The 23167-nt window shown below is 59.1% G+C and carries 17 protein-coding genes; 13 read left to right on the top strand and 4 right to left on the bottom strand.

Annotation, left to right across the window (positions count from 1 at the left end; genetic code table 11):
* The 3 genes from BK659_RS00690 (at nt 1) to BK659_RS00680 (ending at nt 5651) form a co-directional block, all read left to right on the top strand.
* Entirely contained in the window at nt 1-3117 is a 3117-nt protein-coding gene (locus tag BK659_RS00690; RefSeq protein WP_123423414.1) for an efflux RND transporter permease subunit, read from the top strand.
* Complete coding sequence (locus tag BK659_RS00685) at nt 3114-4664, top strand: efflux transporter outer membrane subunit (protein WP_123423280.1); 1551 nt, start codon at nt 3114-3116, stop codon at nt 4662-4664. Before BK659_RS00690 ends, BK659_RS00685 begins: the two co-directional genes overlap by 4 nt.
* Nucleotides 4665-4736: 72 nt before the next feature.
* Nucleotides 4737-5651, top strand: coding sequence for a DUF808 domain-containing protein (locus BK659_RS00680; RefSeq protein WP_123423279.1), 915 nt, complete (start codon nt 4737-4739; stop codon nt 5649-5651).
* Nucleotides 5652-5858: 207 nt separating this feature from the next.
* On the opposite strand, the gene BK659_RS00670 is transcribed toward BK659_RS00680, so the two are convergent.
* Entirely contained in the window at nt 5859-6647 is a 789-nt protein-coding gene (locus tag BK659_RS00670; RefSeq protein ID WP_123423278.1) for an MlaA family lipoprotein, read from the bottom strand.
* Nucleotides 6640-7938: a serine/threonine protein kinase gene (locus BK659_RS00665; RefSeq protein WP_123423277.1), complete on the bottom strand. Its 1299-nt coding sequence runs from the start codon at nt 7936-7938 to the stop codon at nt 6640-6642. The genes BK659_RS00670 and BK659_RS00665 overlap by 8 nt, the downstream gene beginning before the upstream one ends.
* Nucleotides 7939-8161: 223 nt before the next feature.
* Between BK659_RS00665 and BK659_RS00660 the strand changes: the two genes are divergently transcribed.
* Nucleotides 8162-8530, top strand: a complete 369-nt coding sequence (locus tag BK659_RS00660) for a hypothetical protein (RefSeq protein WP_123423276.1) — start codon at nt 8162-8164, stop codon at nt 8528-8530.
* A 127-nt stretch (nt 8531-8657) separates the two neighbouring features.
* Here BK659_RS00660 and BK659_RS00655 read toward each other — a convergent pair whose 3' ends face one another.
* A complete protein-coding gene (locus BK659_RS00655; RefSeq protein WP_123423275.1) occupies nt 8658-10253 on the bottom strand; it encodes a glycoside hydrolase family 17 protein in 1596 nt (531 codons plus the stop codon).
* 288 nt (nt 10254-10541) lie between these two features.
* Here BK659_RS00655 and BK659_RS00645 point away from each other — a divergent pair, with 288 nt between their 5' ends.
* The 3 genes from BK659_RS00645 to BK659_RS00635 all read left to right on the top strand — a co-directional run bounded on the left by BK659_RS00645 (nt 10542) and on the right by BK659_RS00635 (nt 13586).
* On the top strand, nt 10542-11393 hold the full coding sequence (locus BK659_RS00645; protein WP_123423274.1) for a glycine betaine ABC transporter substrate-binding protein: 852 nt from the start codon (nt 10542-10544) through the stop codon (nt 11391-11393).
* Between the two features lie 226 nt (nt 11394-11619).
* Nucleotides 11620-11931, top strand: coding sequence for a DUF485 domain-containing protein (locus tag BK659_RS00640; RefSeq protein ID WP_019692327.1), 312 nt, complete (start codon nt 11620-11622; stop codon nt 11929-11931).
* Nucleotides 11928-13586 carry a cation acetate symporter gene (locus BK659_RS00635; protein ID WP_123423273.1) on the top strand — a complete coding sequence of 553 codons (1659 nt, stop codon included), beginning with the start codon at nt 11928-11930 and terminating at the stop codon, nt 13584-13586. The genes BK659_RS00640 and BK659_RS00635 overlap by 4 nt, the downstream gene beginning before the upstream one ends.
* Nucleotides 13587-13927: 341 nt before the next feature.
* On the opposite strand, the gene gltA is transcribed toward BK659_RS00635, so the two are convergent.
* Nucleotides 13928-15217 (bottom strand): citrate synthase, encoded by a 1290-nt coding sequence (gene gltA / locus BK659_RS00630; RefSeq protein ID WP_123423272.1) that lies wholly within the window; start codon nt 15215-15217, stop codon nt 13928-13930.
* A 362-nt stretch (nt 15218-15579) separates the two neighbouring features.
* Here gltA and sdhC point away from each other — a divergent pair, with 362 nt between their 5' ends.
* The 6 genes from sdhC (at nt 15580) to odhB (ending at nt 23165) form a co-directional block, all read left to right on the top strand.
* Complete coding sequence (sdhC, locus tag BK659_RS00625) at nt 15580-15954, top strand: succinate dehydrogenase, cytochrome b556 subunit (protein ID WP_123423271.1); 375 nt, start codon at nt 15580-15582, stop codon at nt 15952-15954.
* Complete coding sequence (gene sdhD, locus BK659_RS00620) at nt 15948-16316, top strand: succinate dehydrogenase, hydrophobic membrane anchor protein (protein WP_123423270.1); 369 nt, start codon at nt 15948-15950, stop codon at nt 16314-16316. The genes sdhC and sdhD overlap by 7 nt, the downstream gene beginning before the upstream one ends.
* 3 nt (nt 16317-16319) lie before the next feature.
* On the top strand, nt 16320-18095 hold the full coding sequence (gene sdhA, locus BK659_RS00615; RefSeq protein ID WP_123423269.1) for a succinate dehydrogenase flavoprotein subunit: 1776 nt from the start codon (nt 16320-16322) through the stop codon (nt 18093-18095).
* 11 nt (nt 18096-18106) lie between these two features.
* On the top strand, nt 18107-18811 hold the full coding sequence (locus tag BK659_RS00610; RefSeq protein ID WP_019692321.1) for a succinate dehydrogenase iron-sulfur subunit: 705 nt from the start codon (nt 18107-18109) through the stop codon (nt 18809-18811).
* Between the two features lie 262 nt (nt 18812-19073).
* Complete coding sequence (locus tag BK659_RS00605) at nt 19074-21905, top strand: 2-oxoglutarate dehydrogenase E1 component (RefSeq protein WP_123423268.1); 2832 nt, start codon at nt 19074-19076, stop codon at nt 21903-21905.
* Between the two features lie 42 nt (nt 21906-21947).
* Nucleotides 21948-23165, top strand: a complete 1218-nt coding sequence (odhB, locus tag BK659_RS00600; RefSeq protein ID WP_123423267.1) for a 2-oxoglutarate dehydrogenase complex dihydrolipoyllysine-residue succinyltransferase — start codon at nt 21948-21950, stop codon at nt 23163-23165.
* The last annotated feature ends 2 nt before the right edge of the window (nt 23166-23167 follow it).

Here is a 23167-nt window from a genome sequence, read left to right as displayed (position 1 = left end):
ATGAACCTCAGCGCGCCGTTCATCCAGCGCCCAATTGCCACCACCTTGCTGGCGGCGGGGCTGGCGCTGGCCGGTATCCTGGCATTCCTGTTGCTGCCGGTGGCGCCCTTGCCGGAGGTGGATTTTCCGACCATCAGCGTCCGTGCGTCGCTGCCCGGAGCGGACCCGAGCACCGTCGCCAGTTCGGTGGCAACGCCGCTGGAGCGCCAGTTCGGACAGATCGCCGGCGTCACCCAGATGACCTCGTCCAGCACCCTGGGCGCGACCCGGATTAACCTGCAATTCGATTTGAACCGCGACATCAACGGTGCCGCGCGAGACGTGCAGGCGGCGATCAACGCGGCACGAACCAACCTGCCGAGTGACCTGTCGGGAAACCCGACCTACCGCAAGGTCAACCCCGCCGACTCGCCGATCCTGGTCATCAGCCTGACCTCGGACAGCGCCACGCCGGGGCAAATGTACGATGTCGCCTCGACCCTGCTTGCACAGCGTTTGCTGCAAACCAGCGGCGTCGGTGATGTGACGGTCGGTGGCGGCGCCTTGCCGGCGGTGCGCATCGAGCTGAACCCGGATCGCCTCAACCACTACGGCGTCAGCCTCGAACAGGTGCGGGCGGTTCTCACATCGTCCAACGCCAATCTGCCCAAGGGCTCGGTGGCCGTCGGGACCCAATCCCAGGGCATTGCGGCTAACGACATGCTCTACAGGATGGACGATTACGCGCCGCTGGTGGTCAAGCAGCACAACGGCGATGTGGTGCGCATTTCCGACCTTGGTTACGTACGCGAAGACGTCGAGGATTTGCGCAACTTCGGCCTGTCCAACGGCAAATCGGCGGTGCTGCTGGTGGTGTTCAAACAGCCAGGGGCGAACGTCATCAGCGCCGTGGATGCGGTGAAAGCCGAACTGCCGTTCCTGCAAAGTTCGATTCCGGCAAGCATCAGACTCAATATCCTGATGGACCGCACCACCACCATTCGTGCGTCGTTGCACGATGTCGAGTTGTCGCTGATCGCCTCGATTGTGCTGGTGACACTGGTGACGTTCGGGTTCTTTCGCGATTGGCGCAGCACCCTGGTGCCGGCCATTGCGGTGCCGTTGTCGCTGCTGGGCACCTTTGGGGCGATGTATTTCCTTGGGTACAGCCTGAACAACCTGTCGCTGATGGCGTTGACTATATCCACCGGGTTTGTGGTGGACGATGCGATCGTGGTGGTCGAGAACATCATGCGTCACCTGGAGAAAGGTGAGAGTCGTCTGCACGCAGCGCTGGTGGGCGCGCAGGAGGTTGGTTTCACCGTACTGACCATCAGCATGTCGCTGGTGGCGGTGTTCATTCCGTTACTGCTGATGGGCGGGATTGTCGGGCGGCTGTTTCGCGAGTTTTCGATCACCTTGTCGGTGGCGATCATGATTTCCATGCTGATCTCGCTGACAGTCACGCCGATGCTGTCCAGCGTATTGCTGCGCACTCAGGAGCAGGTGGCGAAGGGTAGCGATCAACCCGATTCGCGATTTCACCGGTTTTACGACCGAACCCTCGGCTGGGTCATCGATCACTCGATGCTGATGGGCCTGCTCACGTTGTTGGTGATCGTGTTCGCCGGCGTGTTGTATGTGCTGGTGCCCAAGGGCTTTTTTCCACAGGAAGACACCGGGCGTTTGTCCGGCAGCATTGTGGCGCCACAAAGCGTTTCCTATGCGGCGATGCAACGCAGTTTCAGGGAGATCAACCAGAAGGTACTGGGTAACCCGAACGTGCTGACGGTTGGCGGTTTTGTCGGCGGTGGTGGGGGCGGAGGCGGGGCGATCAACACGGCGCAGTTGTTCATTGCCCTCAAACCGCTGGCCGAGCGCCGGGACAGCGCCGATCAGGTGATCGCGCAAGTCCGCCACACCCTCGGCGAGATGCCGGGCACGCGCCTGTATTTGCAGTCGTCCCAGGACATCACCGTCGGTGGTCGCCAGAGTGGCGCGCAGTACCAGTACACGATGACCGCCGATGACCAGAGCGCACTGGATGAATGGGTGCCCAAGGTACTGGCGGTGTTGCATGCGTTGCCGCAACTGACTGACCTCAACACCGATCAGCAGGACAACAGCCTGCTGGCCAACGTGAAGATCAATCGCGATGCGGCGGCTCGGCTCGGGGTCAGCATTTCGGCGGTCGACCAGACGCTTTACGACGCCTTCGGCCAGCGCCAGGTCTCGACCATTTACCGCGCCGCCAACCAGTACCACGTGGTGATGGAAGTAGCGCCGCCCTATTGGACCGACCCGGCAACACTCACCTCGATCTATGTACCGGTAGGCACGGTCGCGGTCAGCAAGGGCCGGAATGTCGCGCCGAACCTGAGCGTCAGCGCCAATCCGCAGCTGGTGCCGTTGTCGGCGCTCGCCGATTATTCGGTGGATCGCACGGCCATTTCCATTAGTCACCAAGGCACTTTTCCGGCGGTAACGGCGTCGTTCAACCTGTCGTCCGGTGTGTCCATCGGCCAGGCCACGGCATTGGTGGACAATGCCGTGGCACAGCTGCGAATGCCCGCCAGCGTGGTCGGGCAATTCGCCGGTACGGCTCAGGTGTTCCAGTCGTCGGTGGCCAGCGAGCCGTTGCTGATCTGCGCAGCACTGTTGTCGGTGTATATCGTGCTGGGCATCCTCTACGAAAACCTGACACACCCGCTGACCATCCTCTCGACCTTGCCGTCAGCCGGCGTGGGCGCGCTCATTGCCTTGTTGTTGACCGGCACTGAGCTGTCGATCATTGCACTGGTGGGGGTGATTTTATTGATCGGTCTCGTCAAGAAGAACGCGATCATGATGATCGACTTTGCGATCAGCGAGCGCCGGGAGCAGGGGCTCAATGCCAAGGACGCGATTCGCCGGGCGTGCCTGATTCGCTTCCGGCCGATCATGATGACGACGCTGGCCGCGATTCTCGGCGCATTGCCGTTGGTGCTCGGCAGCGGCTATGGCTCGGAGCTGCGTCGGCCGCTGGGCATTTCGATTATTGGCGGGCTGGTGTTCAGCCAGATGCTGACGCTTTACACCACCCCGGTGATCTATCTCTGGCTCGATCGGGCGTCAAGGCGCCTGGGGAGACGTGAATGAGCAGTGAACACAAATCCTTCGTAGCAGCTGGCGAAGCCTGCGTTCGATCGCGTAGCGGTCGCCAAAAGGCTGACGGCGACTTCGTCCCCGAACGCAGGCTTCGCCAGCTGCTACAGGGCGTCGTGCTTTGTGTTGTGCTGGGTGGCTGCATGGTCGGCCCTGACTATCAAAAGCCGGCCATCGAATTGCCAATGAGCTTCAAGGAAAGTGCGCAATGGCAGCGTGCGCAGGCCAATCCGCAGGGGGCGCTGGACAGTCAGTGGTGGTTTTCATACCAGGACCCGATTCTCAATGATCTGATTGCGCGTTCAGCCAGGGCCAACCAATCGATCATTGCCGCGGAAGCGGCCTATCGTCTGGCGCAGGCCCAGGTGGCGTCGAGCCGGGCCGGGTTGTGGCCGACGGTGGGCGTCGGATTGTCCGGATCGCGGGGTGTTGGCGCAAATAGCAGTAGCAGCACGGGTACGAGTACCTCATCTGGCAGCAGCTCTGGCGGTGTCGTGCAAACGGTCAGCGCCACCTTGAGCGCCAGCTGGGAGCCGGATCTGTGGGGCCTGGTGCGGCGCGGGATCGAGTCGAGTCAGGCGTCGGCCCAGGCGTCCGATGCGCTGCTGGCGGGCGTGCGGCTGTCCATCAGCGCCAGTGTCGCCAGTAACTACCTGGGCTTGCGTCAGCTGGACATTGACGTCGGCTTGTTGCAACAGCAGCAGGCGATCAATCAGCAGTTACTGACGATGATTCAGGTTCAGACTGTGCAAGGCACCGCGACCAACGATCAATTGCTGGTCGCCCAGGATCAACTGACCAGCGTGGTCGCTGCCTTGCAAACTGCACAGCGCTCGCGTGAGCAGTTCGAGCATGCGCTGGCGGTATTGGTGGGGGTGGCGCCGGCGCAATTCAATCTGCCGCCCACCGCGAACTATCGCTTCGTGCTGCCCATGCCGCCGCTGAGCTTGCCGTCGAGTCTGTTGCAGCGCCGTCCCGATGTGGTGTCCGCCGAGCGTGCGGCAGCGGCGGCGAATGCGAAGATCGGCGTGGCCGAGGCGGCGTTTTTCCCCACTTTGGATCTGACCGGTCAGGTCGGCTATCGCGGTACGGCACTGGGTGGCCTGTTCAGCGTACCGAACCGGGTCTGGACCCTCGGCCCGGCGCTGGCCGAAACCATTTTCGAGGGCGGTGCCCGGAAAGCCGCGGTGCAGCAGGCCCGGGCCAGTTACGATCAGGATGTCGCGAACTATCGCGGCACGGTGCTCGGCGCATTGCAAAACGTTGAAGACAACCTCTCGGCGATCAATCACCTGCACACCCAGGCTCAGGCCTTCGAGCAGATCTACCAGCGCAACCGGCAATTGTTTGGCAGCCAGGAGGCGCAAAAACGCGCGGGCACCGTCAGTCAGCAAACCGTGTTGACTCAGCAGTTGGTCCTGCTGCAAGCCGAGCAGAGCCTGCGCGATACCCAGGGTTTACTGAGCCAGGGTAGCGTCGCGTTGTTCCAGAGCCTGGGCGGAGGCTGGCACGTGCAATCGGCTGCTCAAACCGATCATTGAGGTGTCTCGCTTCCCGCGCACCGAGCGCGTTATGCTCCGCGCACTTTTTATTTGTGTAGGGAAGCTTGACCCATGGCTGGAAGCAGTTTGCTGGTGTTGATCGACGATATCGCTGCGGTACTCGACGATGTCGCGCTGATGACCAAGATGGCCGCGAAGAAGACCGCCGGCGTGCTTGGCGACGATCTGGCGCTCAACGCCCAGCAGGTATCCGGTGTGCGCGCCGAGCGGGAAATCCCGGTGGTCTGGGCCGTGGCCAAGGGCTCGTTTCGCAACAAGCTGATCCTGGTGCCGTCGGCGTTGGCCATCAGTGCATTGATCCCCTGGATGGTGACGCCGTTGTTGATGGTCGGTGGCGCGTATTTGTGTTTCGAAGGCTTCGAAAAGCTCGCGCACACATTCCTTCACAGCAAGGCTGAAGATCAGTCGGAACACGCGCAATTGGTCGAAGCTGTAGCTGATCCGGCGACTGATCTGGTGGCGTACGAGCAGGACAAGATCAAAGGCGCGGTGCGCACCGACTTCATCCTTTCGGCTGAAATCATCGCCATCACCCTCGGCACCGTGGCCGGTGCAACGCTGATGCAGCAAGTGATTGTGGTTTCAGGCATCGCTATCGTCATGACCGTCGGCGTTTATGGCCTGGTGGCAGGCATCGTCAAGCTCGACGACCTTGGCCTGTGGCTGACCCGCAAGCCCGGGCAAATGGCCAAAAGCGTCGGCGGCGCCATTCTGCGCGCGGCGCCGTACATGATGAAAAGCCTCTCGGTGATTGGTACGGCGGCGATGTTCCTGGTGGGCGGCGGGATCCTGACCCACGGCGTGCCGGTGGTGCATCACTGGATTGAAGGCGTGAGCGCAGGTGCCGGTGGTGCCGGGTTTATCGTGCCGACGTTGCTCAACGCTGTGGCGGGGATTATTGCCGGCGCGATGGTATTGGCGGGCGTCATGGTCGTCAGCAAGGTCTGGAAAGCAGTCAAAGGCTGAAGCCTGGACACTTCCCACAGGCAACAAATATCGAGTGTGGGAGCGAGCTTGCTCGCGATGAGGCCAGTACATTCAGCATTGATGTTGACTGTCAGACCGCTATCGCGAGCAAGCTCGCTCCCACAGTGGATTTGTGGTGTTTGAGATACCTATGAAAAAGGCCATTCGAGCGGATCGAATGGCCTTTTTTGTTAGCCGCTGAATGCCTTACTCGGCGATCTGCAACTTGCGTGCTTCGGTGTACACGTAACGCACTTTCTCGTATTCGAACGGCGAGTTCAGCTGGCCGTAGCGGAAGTTGGTCTGGTAGCGCTTGTCGATGCCGCGCAGGACCCAGATTTCCGGGTGGTTTGCGCTGACTTTCGACACGTTCAGGTAGTTGATCGCCGACTCCGCCGTATAGTCGACCGCAAGACCGGCGGTATCGCGCAGGTTTGATGGGCCGAGGATTGGCAGCATGAGGTAGGCGCCACCCGGAACCCCGTAGAAGCCCAGTGTCTGGCCGAAGTCTTCGACCTGGCGCGGCAGGCCCATGGCGGTGGCCGGGTCCCACAGGCCGCCGATGCCGATGGTGGTGTTGAGCAGCAAGCGCCCGGTGGTTTGCATCGAGCGCTGGCCCTTGAACTGCAGCAAGCTGTTGACCAGGTTGGGCACGTCGCCCAGGTTGTTGAAGAAGTTGCTGACGCCGGTGCGCAGGAAGCTTGGGGTGATGTAGCGATAACCGTCGACCACCGGCAGGAACACCCACTGATCGAAGCGATAGTTGAAGTGGTAGACCCGACGGTTCCACGACTCCAATGGGTCATAGACGCTCAGCGCACTCAGGGTCGAGCGTTCGAACTCGCGCTGGTCCAGTCCCGGGTTGAACTTGAGTTTGGTCATGGGCTCGGTGAAGCCGTCCTGATCGACTACGGTCGTGCTGTTGGCCTTGCTGTTGTCGGCATTGGCATAACCTGCGCAGAGCAACGCGGCGAGAAGCAGAAAATGTTTAGCCACGGAAGAACTCCAGCATGGCGTCGGCGTTGACGCGGTAGTTGAGGTTGCCGCAATGGCCGCCGTGAGGGTAAACGGTCAGGCGGTCGCCGAAGGTTTTACGCAGGAAGCCGAGGTCGCCCGGGCCGAGGATCACGTCGTCGGCATTGTGCATCACGGCGATTTTCGGGCTGTCGTGCAGGTAGTCCTTGAGCGCGTAGAGACTGACCTGGTCGATCAACTGCAAGATGCTGCCGCCGTCGGTGCGGGCGCGCCACATCGGGATCACCTGCTCGGTGAGGTAGCAGTCGAAATCACATTGCAGCGCACGTTTGAGAAATGGCGTGAGGCTGGTGCCTTCGGTGATCGGGAACTTGGGCGGGGTAATCAGGCCGCGACGGTTGATCAGGTCCGAGGTAAAGGCAATGTCGGCCGCCGAGAAGCGAAACGAGGTGCCGATCAGCATGGCCATCTGTTCGTTGGTCAGGTGCTGTTTCGATTGCTGAAAGTCATAGACCAGTGCGTCGTTGAGGTCGATGTAGCCTTTCTGCTGGAAGTAGCGCGTCAGCTTGTTGAGCACCAGTTCATAGAAAGTGGTGCTGTTGTTGATGCCCTTGACCTCGGTTTGTACCAGCTTGTCGAGGTTGGTGACGGAGGTGTAGAGGTTGACCGGCGGGTTGAGCAGCAAGACTTTCTTGAAGTTGAAGCTGCGTCGGGTTTCATCCAGTTTGCTGACAAACGCCGCATCCAGCCCGCCCAGGCTGTAGCCGGTGAGGTAGTAGTCGGTGATCGGCAGCTTCGGGTTTTGCGCACGAACCGCTTGCATCACGCGGTACATGTCCTCGGCGTCTTCCTTGGACACGCCGGGTGTGGCGAAGCGCGAGGCGGCGCTCATGAAGTCGAAACTGGTCGGTGAGGACAGTTGAACGACGTGATAACCGGCCTTGTAGTAGAGCTTTTTCAGGTATTCGTTAATGCTGCTGTCGAAGCGTGCGCCAGTGCCGGCAATCAGGAAAATCAGCGGTGCGGCGTGATCCTGTGTGGCCATGCGATAGGTGAGCTTTTTCACTGCCCAGAAATTGTCCGGCAGGTTGAACTCGCGCTCCGGGCGCAGCGTCAGGGTGTAATCCGACTGGTGGATCTGGTCATTGGACGGTAACTCGGGACGCAACTCCGGCGGGGTCGTGGCGATGGTCGCCTCGAACGGGTTGGTCAAGGGGTAGCCATAGCTGACGGCGTCGATGTCTGCCGCCAGCGCGGACGCACTCAAGATAAGGCCGCCAAACAAGGCAGCAAAGCGCAAGGAACGGAGCATGACTAAATCCCTTAGAGGAAGGTGCCTGATGAGGTTCGCAGGCTATGACCACCGGGAATGCGCCAAAGTGCCATGGGGCGGCACCAAAGAGGCTGAATTCGGATCAATAGCGGCTGAACGATACACTTTGCAGCGATTGTCTGAACAGATTTCTAATGGTCTCGCTTGCTTACCGCTGGCGGGCGATTAAGCTGGGCGCCGTTTTCGTTTATCGGAGTGCTTCATGTCTCGCCGTCTGCCCGTGATTATTTTGCTTATCGCCTTGCCGCTGTGGCTGGCCGCCAGTTATGGCCTGCGTTATGTCCTGATGGAGGATGCGCAGTGGGTCGGTCTTTGCGTTGATGAGGCGAGCCGTTGGGAATGCCAGGCACGTTCAACCCTGGGCTTGATGATTCACTTCAAGGTGATGGGCTGGGCTGCATTGGCGGCAGCGTTGTTGGGCTTTGTCGTGCCGGGACGTGCCGGCTGGTGGCTGGCGGTGCTGGCGCTGGTGTTCGGATTTCCGGCTTTGGCGTTGTACAACACCGGCATTGCGGTATTTGCCGTGGTGATCGCGGGGTTGCGGTTGGTCCGGGCTTCGCGAGCTACCTGATAGACCGTCATCGCGAGCAAGCTCGCTCCCACATTGGATCATCTGCGTACACAAATTATGTGAACGACAGAGATCAAGTGTGGGAGCGAGCTTGCTCGCGATAGCACCGGCAGGTGCTCTATACAAATTAAGCGTTGCGCACCCGCAAGCTGCGCCACAGCGCGGCGACCATCAGCAGGCAAACCAGCGCCCAGCCCCAGGCTTGCTGGTTGAACAGGCCTTCGCGGTACAGCTGCGGGGCGATGCTGGCGCCGATGATGAAGGCCAGCAGGGCGATTTCCCGACGCGGTGCGCTGACCGGGCGAATCAGATAGACCAGCGCCGGCAGCAGCAGGGCGGCGCTCGGGAAGCTGCGATAGCGCGGTTCGAACACCAGCGCCAGCATCATCACTGCACAAGCGAACCCCGCAGCAGCGAGCAGCCAGCCAGCGCGACGTTCCAGCGCATTGAAGGCGCGTTCACGCCAACCGGTTCTGGCACTGAGGAACAACGCCGCGTGGGCCAGCACCAAAAAGTTCAGACCCGTCAGTAACGCGGCCGAGATCCACTCATCGGCAAAACGGCTGGTGACGCGAGCCAGTTCACCCCAAGTGCCAATGGAGCACGCAGCGACCGCGCCGAGCAGTGGCAATACCAACGCCGCGCGAGTACTGCGTACACGGCCGCCAAGCATCAGCGTACCGAGGAAAATCAGGCCGCCGACGGCCAGCCATTGCGGCCAGAACGGCAGGTTGGTAACGGGGCCTGCCAGCACGCCCTTGTCCTGACGGTTTGCATCGAACAGCCCCCAGTAACCGCCGACCGCACCTTCACTGGCGCGTTTCCACGGCTGGTCAAAGGCTTCGATCAGGTTGTAATGCCAGCCTTGCTGCTCGGCCATTGCCACAAAACCACGAATGAACTTGGCTTCATTGACCCGGCTCGGTACTGCAGTTTCTCGTTGGCGACCTTCGCTCGGCCAGCCGGTTTCGCCAATCAGCACGTCCTTGGGCGCGAAGCGACTGCCGAAGATCTGCCGAACCTCGGCGACGTGCTGGAGGGCGGCGTCGATGTTGGAGGGATCATCTTCCCAGTACGGCAGCAAATGGATGGTCAGGAAGTCCACCGCCGGGGCGACCTCGGGATGCTTGAGCCAGAACTCCCAGACGTCGGCGTAGGTCACCGGCTGTTTGACGTGACTCTTGACGTGGTTGATCAGCTTGGCCAATTGCGCGCCGGTGACTTCCTTGCGCAGCAGGGTTTCGTTGCCGACGATCACCGCACTGATCACGTCCGGGTTGGCGTTGGCCTCGGCGATCAGCAGATCGACTTCCTTGGCGGTGTCCACCGGATTGCTGTTCACCCAGGCGCCGATCATCAGTTTCAAGCCATGTTTGCGCGCCAGATCCGGCAGTGCTTCGAGGCCGGTCATCGAATAGGTGCGAATGCACTCGAAGCGGGTTGCCAGCAACGCGAGGTCGGCGTCCATGCGCTCGGGGCGCAATTTGAACGGTTGATCGAACGGCGATTGGTCTTTATCGAACGGTGTGTACGAGGCGCATTGCAACTTGTGCGTAGCGCTGGCCACATCTGGCAGCACCACCGGTTGGCCGAGCCCGTACCAGTAACCACCAAGGGCAAACAGGCCAAGCAGGCAGGCAAATAGATAAGCGACGAAAGGGAAACGCGAGGTGGCGGGCATGGTCAGGCCGTCTGGGAACAAAGCCGCGCATCTTACCTGCATTTGTCCCGAGCTTGGTGACCTGCATGATTTTGACATGCAAAGTTCGGGCGGGTATTGCCGGGGTATTTTTACAGGTCGCGGTTACTGGCGTTCTGATGTCGTTTCTCGTTGTGTTGAGGTCGCAGACAGAGCAGGTCGCCTTGGGCGCGAGGTTGATTATCGAGGCATCAGTACTCCGCTGATGTTCGAACGAGTTTGCAGTGAGGCGTGATGGGGGCGCTGTGCACCATAACAATACGTTGACGCTGCTCGGCATCCGTCGGGCGCAGCACTTTCGGGGAAGTAACGATGAAGATGCGACGACTCTTGGGCGCAGGTGCGGCTTTGGTACTGGCGATCAGTTCTACTGTGGCCAGCGCCGAAGGCAAGGCAGTGACTATCGGTTATGTTGACGGTTGGTCGGACAGCGTTGCCACGACCAACGTGGCGGCTGAAGTGATCAAGCAAAAACTCGGTTATGACGTGAAGCTGCAAGCCGTGGCCACCGGGATCATGTGGCAGGGTGTGGCTACCGGCAAGCTCGATGCGATGCTGTCAGCCTGGCTGCCAGTGACTCATGGCGAATACTGGGCGAAGAACAAGGATCTGGTCGTCGATTACGGCCCGAACTTCAAGGACGCGAAAATCGGTCTGATCGTACCGGAGTACGTCAAGGCCAAGACCATCGACGATCTTAAAACCGACGAAAGCTTCAAAGGCCGGATCGTCGGCATCGACGCCGGTTCAGGTGTGATGCTCAAGACCGATCAGGCGATCAAGGACTACGGTCTGAGCAACTACACCCTCAAGGCCAGTTCCGGTGCCGGCATGATTGCCGAGCTGACCCGTGCCGAGAAGAAAAACGAATCCATCGCTGTCACCGGTTGGGTGCCACACTGGATGTTCGCCAAGTGGAAACTGCGCTTCCTGGACGACCCAAAAGGCGTTTATGGCGCGGCTGAAACCGTGAACAGCATCGGTAGCAAAGAACTGGCAACCAAAGCGCCGGAAGTCGCGAAGTTCCTGAAGAACTTCCAGTGGGCGTCAAAAGACGAAATCGGCGAAGTCATGTTGGCCATTCAGGACGGTGCCAAACCTGAAGTGGCGGCCAAGGACTGGGTGACCAAACACCCGGAACGCGTCGCCGAGTGGACCAAGTAATTTGATCTAACGCGTCTAGTCAGTACTTTCCAGGGCCGCTTGGCATTTATGCCAAGCGGCCCTTTGTATTTCAGGCAGGTTAACGGTGTATTACCGTTGTTTTTTATCGGCTAAAAATTGGCGAAATGGTCAGGTCGTTCTAATACTAAGGTCGTCTGGAACCTGTTCCGCAGCCGCATAGAGTGGATACGTTCCAACAATAATCTGTGCTGCGAGGATAAAAACAATGAACGACAGCATTTACCTCTCGATTCAAAACAGCCCGCGCTTCAAGGAGCTGGTTCGTAAAAGGGAAAGGTTCGCCTGGATTCTTTCGGCGATCATGCTTGGGCTGTATTCCGGATTCATTCTTCTGATTGCTTATGGGCCGCATGTGCTGGGGGCGAAGATCAGCCCCGGGTCATCGATTACCTGGGGCATCCCGATTGGGGTAGGGCTGATTGTTTCGGCCTTCGTCCTGACAGCCATCTACGTACGACGCGCCAATGGCGAGTTCGACGACCTGAACAATGCGATTCTCAAGGAGGCTCAGCAATGATCCGGCGTCTATTGGCAGCTTTAGGCATTACAGCCTTCGCACCGGCAGTTTGGGCTGCCGAGGCGCTCACCGGCGAAGTGCACAAACAACCGCTCAATGTTTCGGCGATCCTGATGTTCGTGGTGTTCGTCGGCGCAACGCTGTGCATCACTTACTGGGCCTCCAAGCGCAACAAGTCGGCAGCCGACTACTATGCGGCGGGCGGCCGGATCACCGGTTTGCAGAACGGTCTGGCGATTGCCGGTGACTATATGTCGGCGGCGTCCTTCCTGGGGATTTCCGCGCTGGTGTTCGCGTCTGGCTACGATGGTCTGATTTATTCGATCGGCTTCCTGGTGGGCTGGCCGATCATTCTGTTCCTGATCGCCGAGCGCCTGCGTAACCTGGGCAAGTACACGTTTGCCGACGTGGCGTCCTACCGCCTTGGGCAAACCCAGATTCGCACCCTTTCGGCCTGCGGTTCGCTGGTGGTGGTGGCGTTCTACCTGATCGCGCAAATGGTCGGTGCCGGCAAGCTGATCCAACTGCTGTTCGGGCTCGATTACCATGTGGCGGTGATTCTGGTGGGGATCCTGATGTGCCTCTATGTGTTGTTCGGCGGCATGCTGGCGACCACCTGGGTGCAGATCATCAAGGCTGTGCTGTTGTTGTCCGGTGCGTCGTTCATGGCGCTGATGGTGATGAAGCACGTCAACTTCGACTTCAACACGCTGTTCTCCGAGGCGATCAAGGTTCACCCTAAAGGTGAAGCGATCATGAGCCCGGGCGGTCTGGTGAAAGACCCGATCTCGGCATTCTCCCTTGGCCTGGCGTTGATGTTCGGTACCGCGGGCCTGCCGCATATCCTGATGCGTTTCTTCACCGTGAGTGATGCTAAAGAAGCTCGTAAAAGCGTGCTGTATGCCACCGGCTTCATCGGCTACTTCTACATCCTGACGTTCATCATTGGCTTTGGCGCGATCCTGCTGGTCAGCACCAACCCGGCCTTCAAGGACGCTACGGGGGCGCTGTTGGGTGGCAACAACATGGCAGCGGTGCATCTGGCCAATGCGGTGGGCGGCAGTATCTTCCTCGGCTTCATCTCGGCGGTGGCCTTCGCCACCATTCTGGCGGTGGTTGCCGGTCTGACCCTGGCCGGGGCCACGGCGGTGTCTCACGACCTGTACGCCAGCGTGATCAAGAAGGGCAAGGCCAACGAGAAAGATGAGATCCGTGTTTCGAAGATCACCACCATCGCCTTGGGCGTATTGGCGATTGTTCTGGGCATTCTGTTCGAAAGCCAGAACATTGCGTTCATGGTAGGTCTGGCGTTCTCTATCGCTGCCAGCTGCAACTTCCCGGTGCTGCTGCTTTCCATGTACTGGAAGAAGCTGACCACTCGCGGTGCGATGGTCGGTGGCTGGATGGGGTTGGTCAGTGCGGTGGGCCTGATGGTGCTGGGTCCAACCATTTGGGTACAGATCATGGGGCACGAGAAGGCGATCTTCCCGTATGAGTACCCGGCGCTGTTCTCGATGGCCATTGCCTTTGTCGGGATCTGGTTCTTCTCCATCACTGACAAGTCCGCTGCGGCTGACAATGAGCGGGCGCTGTTCTTCCCGCAGTTCGTTCGCTCGCAGACCGGGTTGGGGGCGAGTGGGGCGGTGTCGCACTAACGTACAGACATGTATGAGCTTCTATATATAAGCTGCGTTAAATAGAAATGCCCCGATCGAGAGATCGGGGCATTTTTGTTTGGGGGAATACGCTCTTTGTAGCAGCTGCCGAGCCTGCGAGGCTGCGTTCGGCTGCGCAGCGGCCGTAAACCCTGCATGCACGATGTACCTGAGGGAACGACGCGTCTGATTTGCGACTGCTGTGCAGCCGAACGCAGCCTCGCAGGCTCGACAGCTGCTACAGGTGGGGGGAGGGTGGTACAAACAAAAACGGCCTCTGCTCTTGGTTAAGAGGCAGAAGCCGTTTCCGGTGCAGCCAAGACGTTATCGCAAGACAGGTCTTATTTGCGGTCTTCCAGTTTGGTGATGTCGCGCGACTCGTAGCCGGTGTACAGCTGGCGCGGGCGGCCAATCTTGTACGGGCTGGAGAGCATTTCTTTCCAGTGGGAGATCCAGCCGACGGTCCGCGCCAGGGCGAAGATCACGGTGAACATGCTGGTTGGAATGCCGATCGCCTTGAGGATGATCCCCGAGTAGAAGTCGACGTTCGGGTACAGCGAGCGCTCGATGAAGTACGGGTCGGTCAGGGCGATCTCTTCCAGGCGCATAGCCAGTTCGAGTTGCGGATCGTTCTTGATGCCCAGTTCCTTGAGAACTTCGTCGCAGGTCTTTTTCATGACGGTAGCGCGTGGGTCGCGGTTTTTGTAAACCCGGTGACCGAAGCCCATCAGTTTGAACGGATCGTTCTTGTCCTTGGCCTTGGCGATGAACTTGTCGATGTTCGAGACATCGCCAATTTCGTCGAGCATGGTCAGCACTGCTTCGTTGGCGCCGCCGTGAGCCGGGCCCCAGAGTGCAGCGATACCGGCAGCGATGCAGGCGAACGGGTTGGCACCCGACGAGCCTGCCAGGCGTACAGTGGAGGTCGATGCGTTCTGCTCGTGGTCGGCATGGAGGATGAAGATCCGGTCCATGGCCTTGGCGAGTACCGGGCTGATCGGTTTGATCTCGCACGGGGTGTTGAACATCATGTGCAGGAAGTTTTCCGCGTACGACAGGTCGTTGCGCGGGTACATCATGGGTTGGCCCATGGAGTACTTGTAAACCATCGCTGCCAGGGTCGGCATCTTGGCAACCAGACGGATCGCGGAGATTTCGCGATGCTGCGGGTTATTGATGTCCAGGGAGTCGTGGTAGAAGGCCGAAAGGGCGCCGACTACACCGCACATGACGGCCATTGGGTGGGCGTCGCGACGGAAGCCGTTGAAGAAGGTCTTCAGTTGCTCATGAACCATGGTGTGGTTCTTGACGGTGCTGACGAACTGGGCCTTCTGCTCTGCGGTCGGCAATTCGCCGTTGAGCAGCAGGTAGCAGGTTTCCAGATAGTCCGACTTCTCGGCGAGTTGCTCGATCGGGTAGCCGCGGTGCAACAAAATGCCGTTGTCGCCGTCGATATAGGTAATCTTCGACTCGCAAGAGGCGGTCGACATGAAACCCGGGTCAAAAGTGAAACGGCCCGTGGCCGTCAGGCCCCGAACGTCGATTACATCGGGACCAACGGTGCCGGTTAAAATGGGCAGCTCGACGGGGGCTGCGCCCTCGATGATCAACTGCGCTTTTTTGTCAGCCATGTGGCCTCCTATTTATGCTTGAAATCATCAGACAGACCCCCCACGCAGGGCCCGCACCACTATAGTGAGATAAATTCGAATGTCAATTTGCCTAAAGTCTTGCTCCAGAAGGCTTTAACCGGACTTTTTCCTCGAAATTGCCTGCCATTTACGCCTTTTATCCCGCTTGCGCAATGAGCTATTAGGGGAAGGTGTTTGCGTTGTCATTAGTAGCCTAACTGTCTATACTCGGCCACCGACCGCCAGGGGCTTTTGGGCCTGCTTTATTGGGGGTCGCATCCCTGGGTGGTGGTTACCTGACCAGTGCACTCCCCAACAACTTTGCCCTGATTGTTAGGGGCTCTTCAGTGTGAAAAAAAGCCGTGAATAGCCAACGACCTGTAAACCTAGACCTAAGGACCATCAAACTCCCCATCACCGGCGTTACGTCGTTTCTTCACCGTGTTTCCGGCATCATCCTCTTCCTGGGCCTTGGCATCATGCTGTACGCATTGAGCAAATCCCTGGGTTCCGAGGAAGGTTTTGCCGAGGTGAAGGCATGCTTGACCAGTCCGCTGGCCAAGTTCGTAGCATGGGGCCTGCTGTCCGCCTTGCTGTATCACATGGTGGCCGGTGTACGCCATCTGATCATGGACATGGGCATCGGTGAGACGCTGGAAGGCGGCACGCTGGGCTCGAAAATCGTCATCGCCGTTTCCGTGGTGATGATCGTTCTGGCGGGAGTTTGGATATGGTAACCAGCGTTACGAACCTATCGCGTTCGGGCCTCTATGACTGGATGGCACAACGTGTGTCTGCGGTCGTTCTCGCGGCATATTTCATCTTCCTGATCGGATACGTCGTTGCGCACCCAGGCCTTGGCTACGCCCAATGGCATGAACTGTTCGTACACAACTGGATGCGTATTTTCAGTCTCCTGGCCCTCGTTGCCCTGGGCGCTCACGCCTGGGTCGGCATGTGGACCATCGCGACCGACTACCTGACGCCAATGGCGCTGGGCAAGTCCGCGACTGCAGTACGTTTCCTTTTCCAGGCAGTATGCGGCGTTGCGATGTTCGCGTACTTCGTCTGGGGCGTGCAGATTCTTTGGGGTATCTGATTCATGGCTAACACAGTTAATACGCTTTCGTTCGACGCCATCATCATTGGCGGCGGCGGTGCTGGCATGCGCGCTGCGCTGCAACTGGCACAAGGTGGTCACAAGACTGCCGTTATCACCAAGGTTTTCCCGACTCGCTCGCACACCGTATCCGCCCAGGGTGGCATCACCTGCGCCATCGCTTCCGCTGATCCGAACGATGACTGGCGCTGGCACATGTACGATACCGTCAAGGGTTCCGACTATATCGGTGACCAGGACGCTATCGAATACATGTGTTCCGTAGGCCCGGAAGCGGTCTTCGAGCTCGAGCACATGGGCTTGCCGTTCTCCCGTACCGAACAGGGTCGCATCTACCAGCGTCCGTTCGGCGGTCAGTCGAAAGACTTCGGTAAAGGTGGCCAGGCTGCCCGTACGTGCGCCGCTGCCGACCGTACCGGTCACGCACTGCTGCACACCCTGTACCAGGCCAACCTGAAGGCCGGCACCGTATTCCTCAACGAATACTACGGCGTCGACCTGGTGAAGAACGAAGATGGTGCCTTTGTCGGCATGATCGTGATCTGCATCGAAACCGGCGAAACTTCCTACGTTCGCGCTAACGCCACCGTATTGGCGACTGGCGGTGCAGGTCGTATCTACTCGTCCACCACCAACGCCCTGATCAACACCGGTGACGGCGTTGGCATGGCTCTGCGTGCTGGCGTGCCGGTACAAGACATCGAAATGTGGCAGTTCCACCCGACCGGCATCGCCGGCGCCGGTGTACTGGTTACTGAAGGCTGCCGCGGTGAAGGCGGTTACCTGATCAACAAGCACGGCGAGCGTTTCATGGAGCGTTATGCTCCGAACGCCAAAGACCTTGCCGGTCGTGACGTCGTTGCCCGTTCGATGGTTAAAGAAATCATCGCCGGTAACGGTTGCGGTCCGGATGGCGACCACGTAATGCTGAAACTCGATCACCTCGGTGAAGAAGTTCTGCACAGCCGTCTGCCAGGCATCATGGAGCTGTCCAAGACCTTCGCTCACGTCGATCCAGCCGTAGCGCCGATCCCGGTTGTTCCAACTTGCCACTATATGATGGGCGGCGTTGCCACCAACATTCATGGTCAGGCAATCACTCAGGACGCCGACGGCGTTGACCAGATCATTCCTGGTCTGTTCGCGGTAGGTGAAGTGGCGTGCGTATCGGTTCACGGTGCCAACCGTCTGGGCGGCAACTCGCTGCTCGACCTGGTGGTATTCGGCCGTGCCGCTGGCCTGTTCCTGGAGCAGACCCTGAAAGAAGGCGTTGACTACACCCGCGCTCGCCAGTCCGACATCGACGCAGCCCTGGCGCGTCTCGATGGCCTGAACTCGCGTACCGAAGGCGAAGACGTCGCGACCCTGCGTAAAGAGCTGCAAAGCTGCATGCAGAACTACTTCGGTGTATTCCGCACTGGCGAATACATGCAGAAGGGTATTGCTCAGTTGGCTGATCTGCGTGGCCGTATCGCCAACGTCAAGATCAACGACAAGAGCCAGGCGTTCAACACTGCTCGTATCGAAGCCCTGGAACTGCAAAACCTGCTGGAAGTGGCCGAAGCTACCGCCATCGCTGCAGAAATCCGCAAAGAGTCCCGCGGCGCTCACGCCCGTGAAGACTATGAAGACCGCGACGACGAAAACTGGCTGTGCCACACCCTGTACTTCCCGGGTGACAAGCGCGTTACCAAGCGTGCCGTGAACTTCTCGCCGAAGACTGTTCCGACTTTTGAACCTAAGATTCGGACTTATTAAGGGTGGCCGCCATGTTGCAAGTCAGTGTTTATCGCTACAACCCTGATCAGGACGCTGCGCCGTTCATGCAGGAATTCCAGGTCGACACCGGTGGTAAAGACCTGATGGTGCTGGACGTACTGGCCCTGATCAAAGAGCAGGACGAAGGTTTCTCCTATCGTCGCTCTTGCCGTGAAGGTGTTTGCGGTTCCGACGGCATGAACATCAACGGCAAAAACGGTCTGGCCTGCGTCACGCCGCTGTCTGCTGTCGTCAAAGGTAACAAGTTGATCGTTCGTCCTCTGCCAGGTTTGCCGGTTATCCGTGACCTGGTCGTCGATATGAGCATCTTCTACAAGCAATACGAAAAGGTTAAGCCATTCCTGCAGAACGACACGCCGGCTCCGGCCATCGAGCGTCTGCAGACTCCTGAAGAGCGTGAAAAGCTTGACGGTCTGTACGAGTGCATCCTGTGCGCTTGCTGCTCGACCTCTTGCCCGTCCTTCTGGTGGAACCCGGACAAGTTCCTGGGTCCAGCTGCTCTGCTGCAAGCCTACCGCTTCCTGGCAGACAGCCGCGACACCAAGACTTCCGAGCGTCTGGCTTCGCTGGATGACCCGTTCAGCGTATTCCGCTGCCGCGGGATCATGAACTGCGTCAACGTATGTCCGAAAGGCCTGAACCCGACTAAGGCTATCGGTCACATACGTAACATGCTGCTGCAAAGCGGCGTGTGATTCAGCTGTTGTACCCGTAGGACCGCTGTACCCGTAGAGGCTAAGGCGCGGGCTTCAACCCGCGTCGTAGCTATAACCAGAGTGGCAGCCCATAAGGCTGCGGCTCTTATTTTGAAGAAATGAGACAAGCAGGGGCATCCGGGCCGGTACCCGGACTATCAGCGTGATCCTAAGTGGCTTGTTTTGGTCGCTGCACTCGGACTTCTGCAAGCTTGCTCGGTGTCTTCGCCGATGGTGTTCCCCTAACCGAGGGTGACCAAGCATGCAAGAAAGCGTGATGCAGCGCATGTGGAGCAGCGGCTATCTTTCAGGTGGTAACGCGGCCTATGTGGAAGAGCTTTATGAGCTCTACCTGCACGACCCTAACGCTGTGCCAGAAGAGTGGCGCACCAAATTTCAGACGTTGCCCGCTGACGGCAACGCTGCCACCGATGTATCGCACTCGACAATTCGCGATCATTTCGTGCTGCTGGCAAAGAACCAGCGCCGCGCCCAACCGGTTTCCGCCGGCAGCGTGAGCAGTGAGCACGAGAAGAAGCAAGTTGAAGTACTGCGACTGATCCAGGCCTACCGTATGCGTGGCCACCAGGCAGCCCAGCTTGACCCGCTGGGGCTGTGGCAGCGTCCTGCACCTGCAGACCTGTCGATCAATCATTACGGCTTGACCAATGCCGATCTTGATACGACCTTCCGTGCCGGCGACCTGTTCATCGGCAAAGAGGAAGCGAGCCTACGCGAAATTCACGAAGCGTTGCAGCAGACATATTGCCGCACCATCGGCGCTGAATTTACGCACATCGTCGATTCCGAGCAGCGCCATTGGTTCCAGCAGCGTCTGGAAGGCGTGCGTGGCCGTCCAGTGTATTCGGAAGATATCAAGAGCCACCTGCTCGAGCGCGTCACCGCAGGCGAAGGTCTGGAAAAATACCTGGGTACCAAATACCCGGGCACCAAGCGTTTCGGCCTGGAAGGCGGCGAGAGCCTGATTCCGATGCTTGACGAGCTGATCCAGCGCTCCGGTTCCTACGGCACCAAGGAAATCGTTATCGGCATGGCCCACCGTGGCCGTCTGAACGTGCTGGTCAACACCTTCGGCAAGAACCCGCGCGAGCTGTTCGACGAGTTCGAAGGCAAGAAGAAGGTCGAGCTGGGTTCCGGTGACGTTAAATACCACCAGGGCTTCTCCTCCAACGTGATGACCGCAGGCGGCGAAGTCCACCTGGCCATGGCATTCAACCCGTCCCACCTGGAAATCGTTTCGCCAGTGGTCGAGGGTTCGGTGCGTGCCCGTCAGGATCGTCGTAACGACCCTACCGGTGAGAAGGTCCTGCCGATTTCCATCCACGGTGACGCGGCATTCGCCGGTCAAGGCGTGGTCATGGAAACCTTCCAGATGTCGCAGACCCGCGGCTTCCGGACTGGCGGTACCGTTCACATCGTGATCAACAACCAGGTTGGCTTCACCATCAGCAACCCGGAAGACTCGCGCTCCACCGAGTACGCCACCGACGTTGCGAAAATGATCCAGGCGCCGATCCTCCATGTGAATGGTGATGATCCGGAAGCCGTATTGTTCGTAACCCAGCTGGCCATCGATTACCGCATGCAGTTCAAGCGCGACGTGGTGATCGACCTGGTCTGCTACCGTCGTCGCGGTCACAACGAGGCCGACGAGCCAAGCGGCACCCAACCTCTGATGTATCAGCAGATCACCAAGCAGCGCACTACTCGTGAGCTGTATGCCGATCGTCTGACCCAGAGCGGTGTGCTTGACGTTGCACGTGTTCAGGCGAAAGTCGACGAATACCGCAACGCGCTGGACAACGGTCTGCACGTAGTGAAAAGCCTGGTCAAAGAGCCGAACAAAGAGCTGTTCGTCGACTGGCGTCCGTACCTGGGCCACGCCTGGACTGCGCGTCACGACACCACGTTCGATCTGAAGACCCTGCAAGAGCTGTCCGCCAAGCTGCTGGAAATCCCGGAAGGTTTCGTGGTTCAGCGCCAGGTTGCGAAGATCTACGAAGACCGTCAGAAAATGCAAGCCGGCGGCCTGCCGATCAACTGGGGTTACGCCGAAACCATGGCGTACGCGACCCTGGCGTTCGAAGGTCACCCGATTCGCATGACCGGCCAGGACATCGGCCGCGGTACGTTCTCGCACCGTCATGCGGTATTGCACAACCAGAAAGACGCGGGCACCTACATCCCGTTGCAACACCTGTATGAAGGCCAGCCACGTTTCGACCTGTACGATTCGTTCCTGTCCGAAGAAGCCGTACTGGCGTTCGAATACGGCTACTCCACCACCACGCCTGACGCGCTGGTGATCTGGGAAGCCCAGTTCGGCGACTTCGCCAACGGTGCCCAAGTGGTTATCGACCAGTTCATCACCAGCGGTGAGCACAAGTGGGGCCGTCTGTGCGGTCTGACCATGTTGCTGCCACACGGTTATGAAGGTCAGGGTCCGGAGCACTCGTCGGCTCGTCTGGAGCGTTACCTGCAGCTGTGCGCTGAGCACAACATTCAGGTATGCGTACCGACTACGCCGGCTCAGATCTACCACTTGCTGCGTCGTCAGGTGATTCGTCCTCTGCGCAAACCGTTGGTAGTCCTGACTCCGAAGTCGTTGTTGCGTCACAAGCTGGCCATCTCGACCCTGGAAGATCTGGCCGAAGGTTCGTTCCAGACCGTTATTCCGGAAATCGATGCGCATGATCCGAAAAAGGTCACTCGTCTCGTGCTGTGTAGCGGCAAGGTCTACTACGACCTGCTGGAAAAGCGCCGTGCCGAAGGTCGTGACGACATCGCAATCGTGCGTCTTGAGCAGCTGTACCCATTCCCTGAGGACGACTTGATTGAAGTCCTGGCTCCTTATTCCAACCTCAAACACATCGTTTGGTGTCAGGAAGAGCCGATGAACCAGGGTGCCTGGTACTGCAGCCAGCATCACATGCGCCGCATCGTTGGCGGTCACAACAAGTCTCTCGTACTCGAGTACGCGGGCCGTGACGCTTCTGCTGCACCTGCTTGTGGTTATGCATCGATGCACGCCGAGCAGCAGGAAAAACTGCTGCAAGACGCCTTTACTGTTTAACGCCTTCGCGCACCTGAAACCGAATTTAAGGAACCACAGACAATGGCTATCGAGATCAAAGCCCCCACTTTCCCGGAATCGGTTGCCGATGGCACCGTTGCCACCTGGCACAAAAAACCGGGCGACGCGGTCAAGCGCGACGAACTGATCGTCGACATCGAAACCGATAAAGTCGTACTGGAAGTGTTGGCTACCGCTGATGGCGTGCTGGGCGCTATCGTCAAGAACGAAGGCGACACCGTTCTGTCCGACGAAGTCCTGGGCTCCATCGGGGAGGGCGGTGCTGTTGCCGCCGCTCCGGCTGCCGCTGCCGCGCCTGCACAGGCTGCTGCTTCGGCCGCTGCTGGCGAAGACGATCCTGTTGCTGCACCGGCTGCTCGCAAGCTGGCTGAAGAAAACGGTATCAACATCGCTTCCGTTGCCGGTACTGGCAAAGGCGGTCGTGTGACCAAGGAAGACGTGGTTGCAGCGGTAGCTGCCAAGAAAGCCGCTCCGGCTGCCGCGCCTGCCAAGGCTGCTGCCCCGGCTGCCGCTGCTCCTGTGTTCGCTGCTGGCGACCGCACCGAGAAGCGCGTACCGATGACCCGCGTGCGTGCCACCGTGGCCAAGCGCCTGGTTGAAGCCCAGTCGAACATGGCGATGCTGACTACCTTCAACGAAGTCGACATGACTGAAGTCATGGCCCTGCGTTCGAAGTACAAGGACCTGTTCGAGAAATCCCACAACGGCGTGCGCCTGGGCTTCATGTCGTTCTTCGTGAAAGCGGCCACCGAAGCGCTGAAACGCTTCCCGGCAGTCAACGCTTCCATCGACGGCGGCGACATCGTGTACCACGGCTATGCTGACGTCGGCGTTGCCGTGTCGAGCGATCGTGGCCTGGTGGTACCGGTTCTGCGTAACGCCGAACTGATGAGCCTGGCTGAAATCGAAGGCGGCATCGCTACCTTCGGCAAGAAGGCTCGCGACGGCAAGCTGACCATCGACGAAATGACCGGTGGTACGTTCACTATCACCAACGGTGGTACATTCGGCTCGATGATGTCGACCCCGATCGTCAACCCGCCGCAAGCAGCAATCCTGGGCATGCACAACATTCTGCAGCGTCCAATGGCGATCAACGGTCAAGTTGTTATCCGTCCGATGATGTACCTGGCTCTGTCCTACGATCACCGTTTGATCGACGGTAAAGAAGCTGTGACCTTCCTGGTTACCATCAAGAACCTGCTGGAAGACCCGGCTCGTCTGCTGCTGGATATCTGATT

Source organism: Pseudomonas brassicacearum (assembly GCF_003732225.1).
In the GTDB taxonomy this organism is placed as follows: domain Bacteria; phylum Pseudomonadota; class Gammaproteobacteria; order Pseudomonadales; family Pseudomonadaceae; genus Aquipseudomonas; species Aquipseudomonas brassicacearum_E.
The sequence above is the reverse complement of the archived record's forward strand: the minus strand, read 5'-3'. Positions and strand labels throughout refer to the sequence as shown.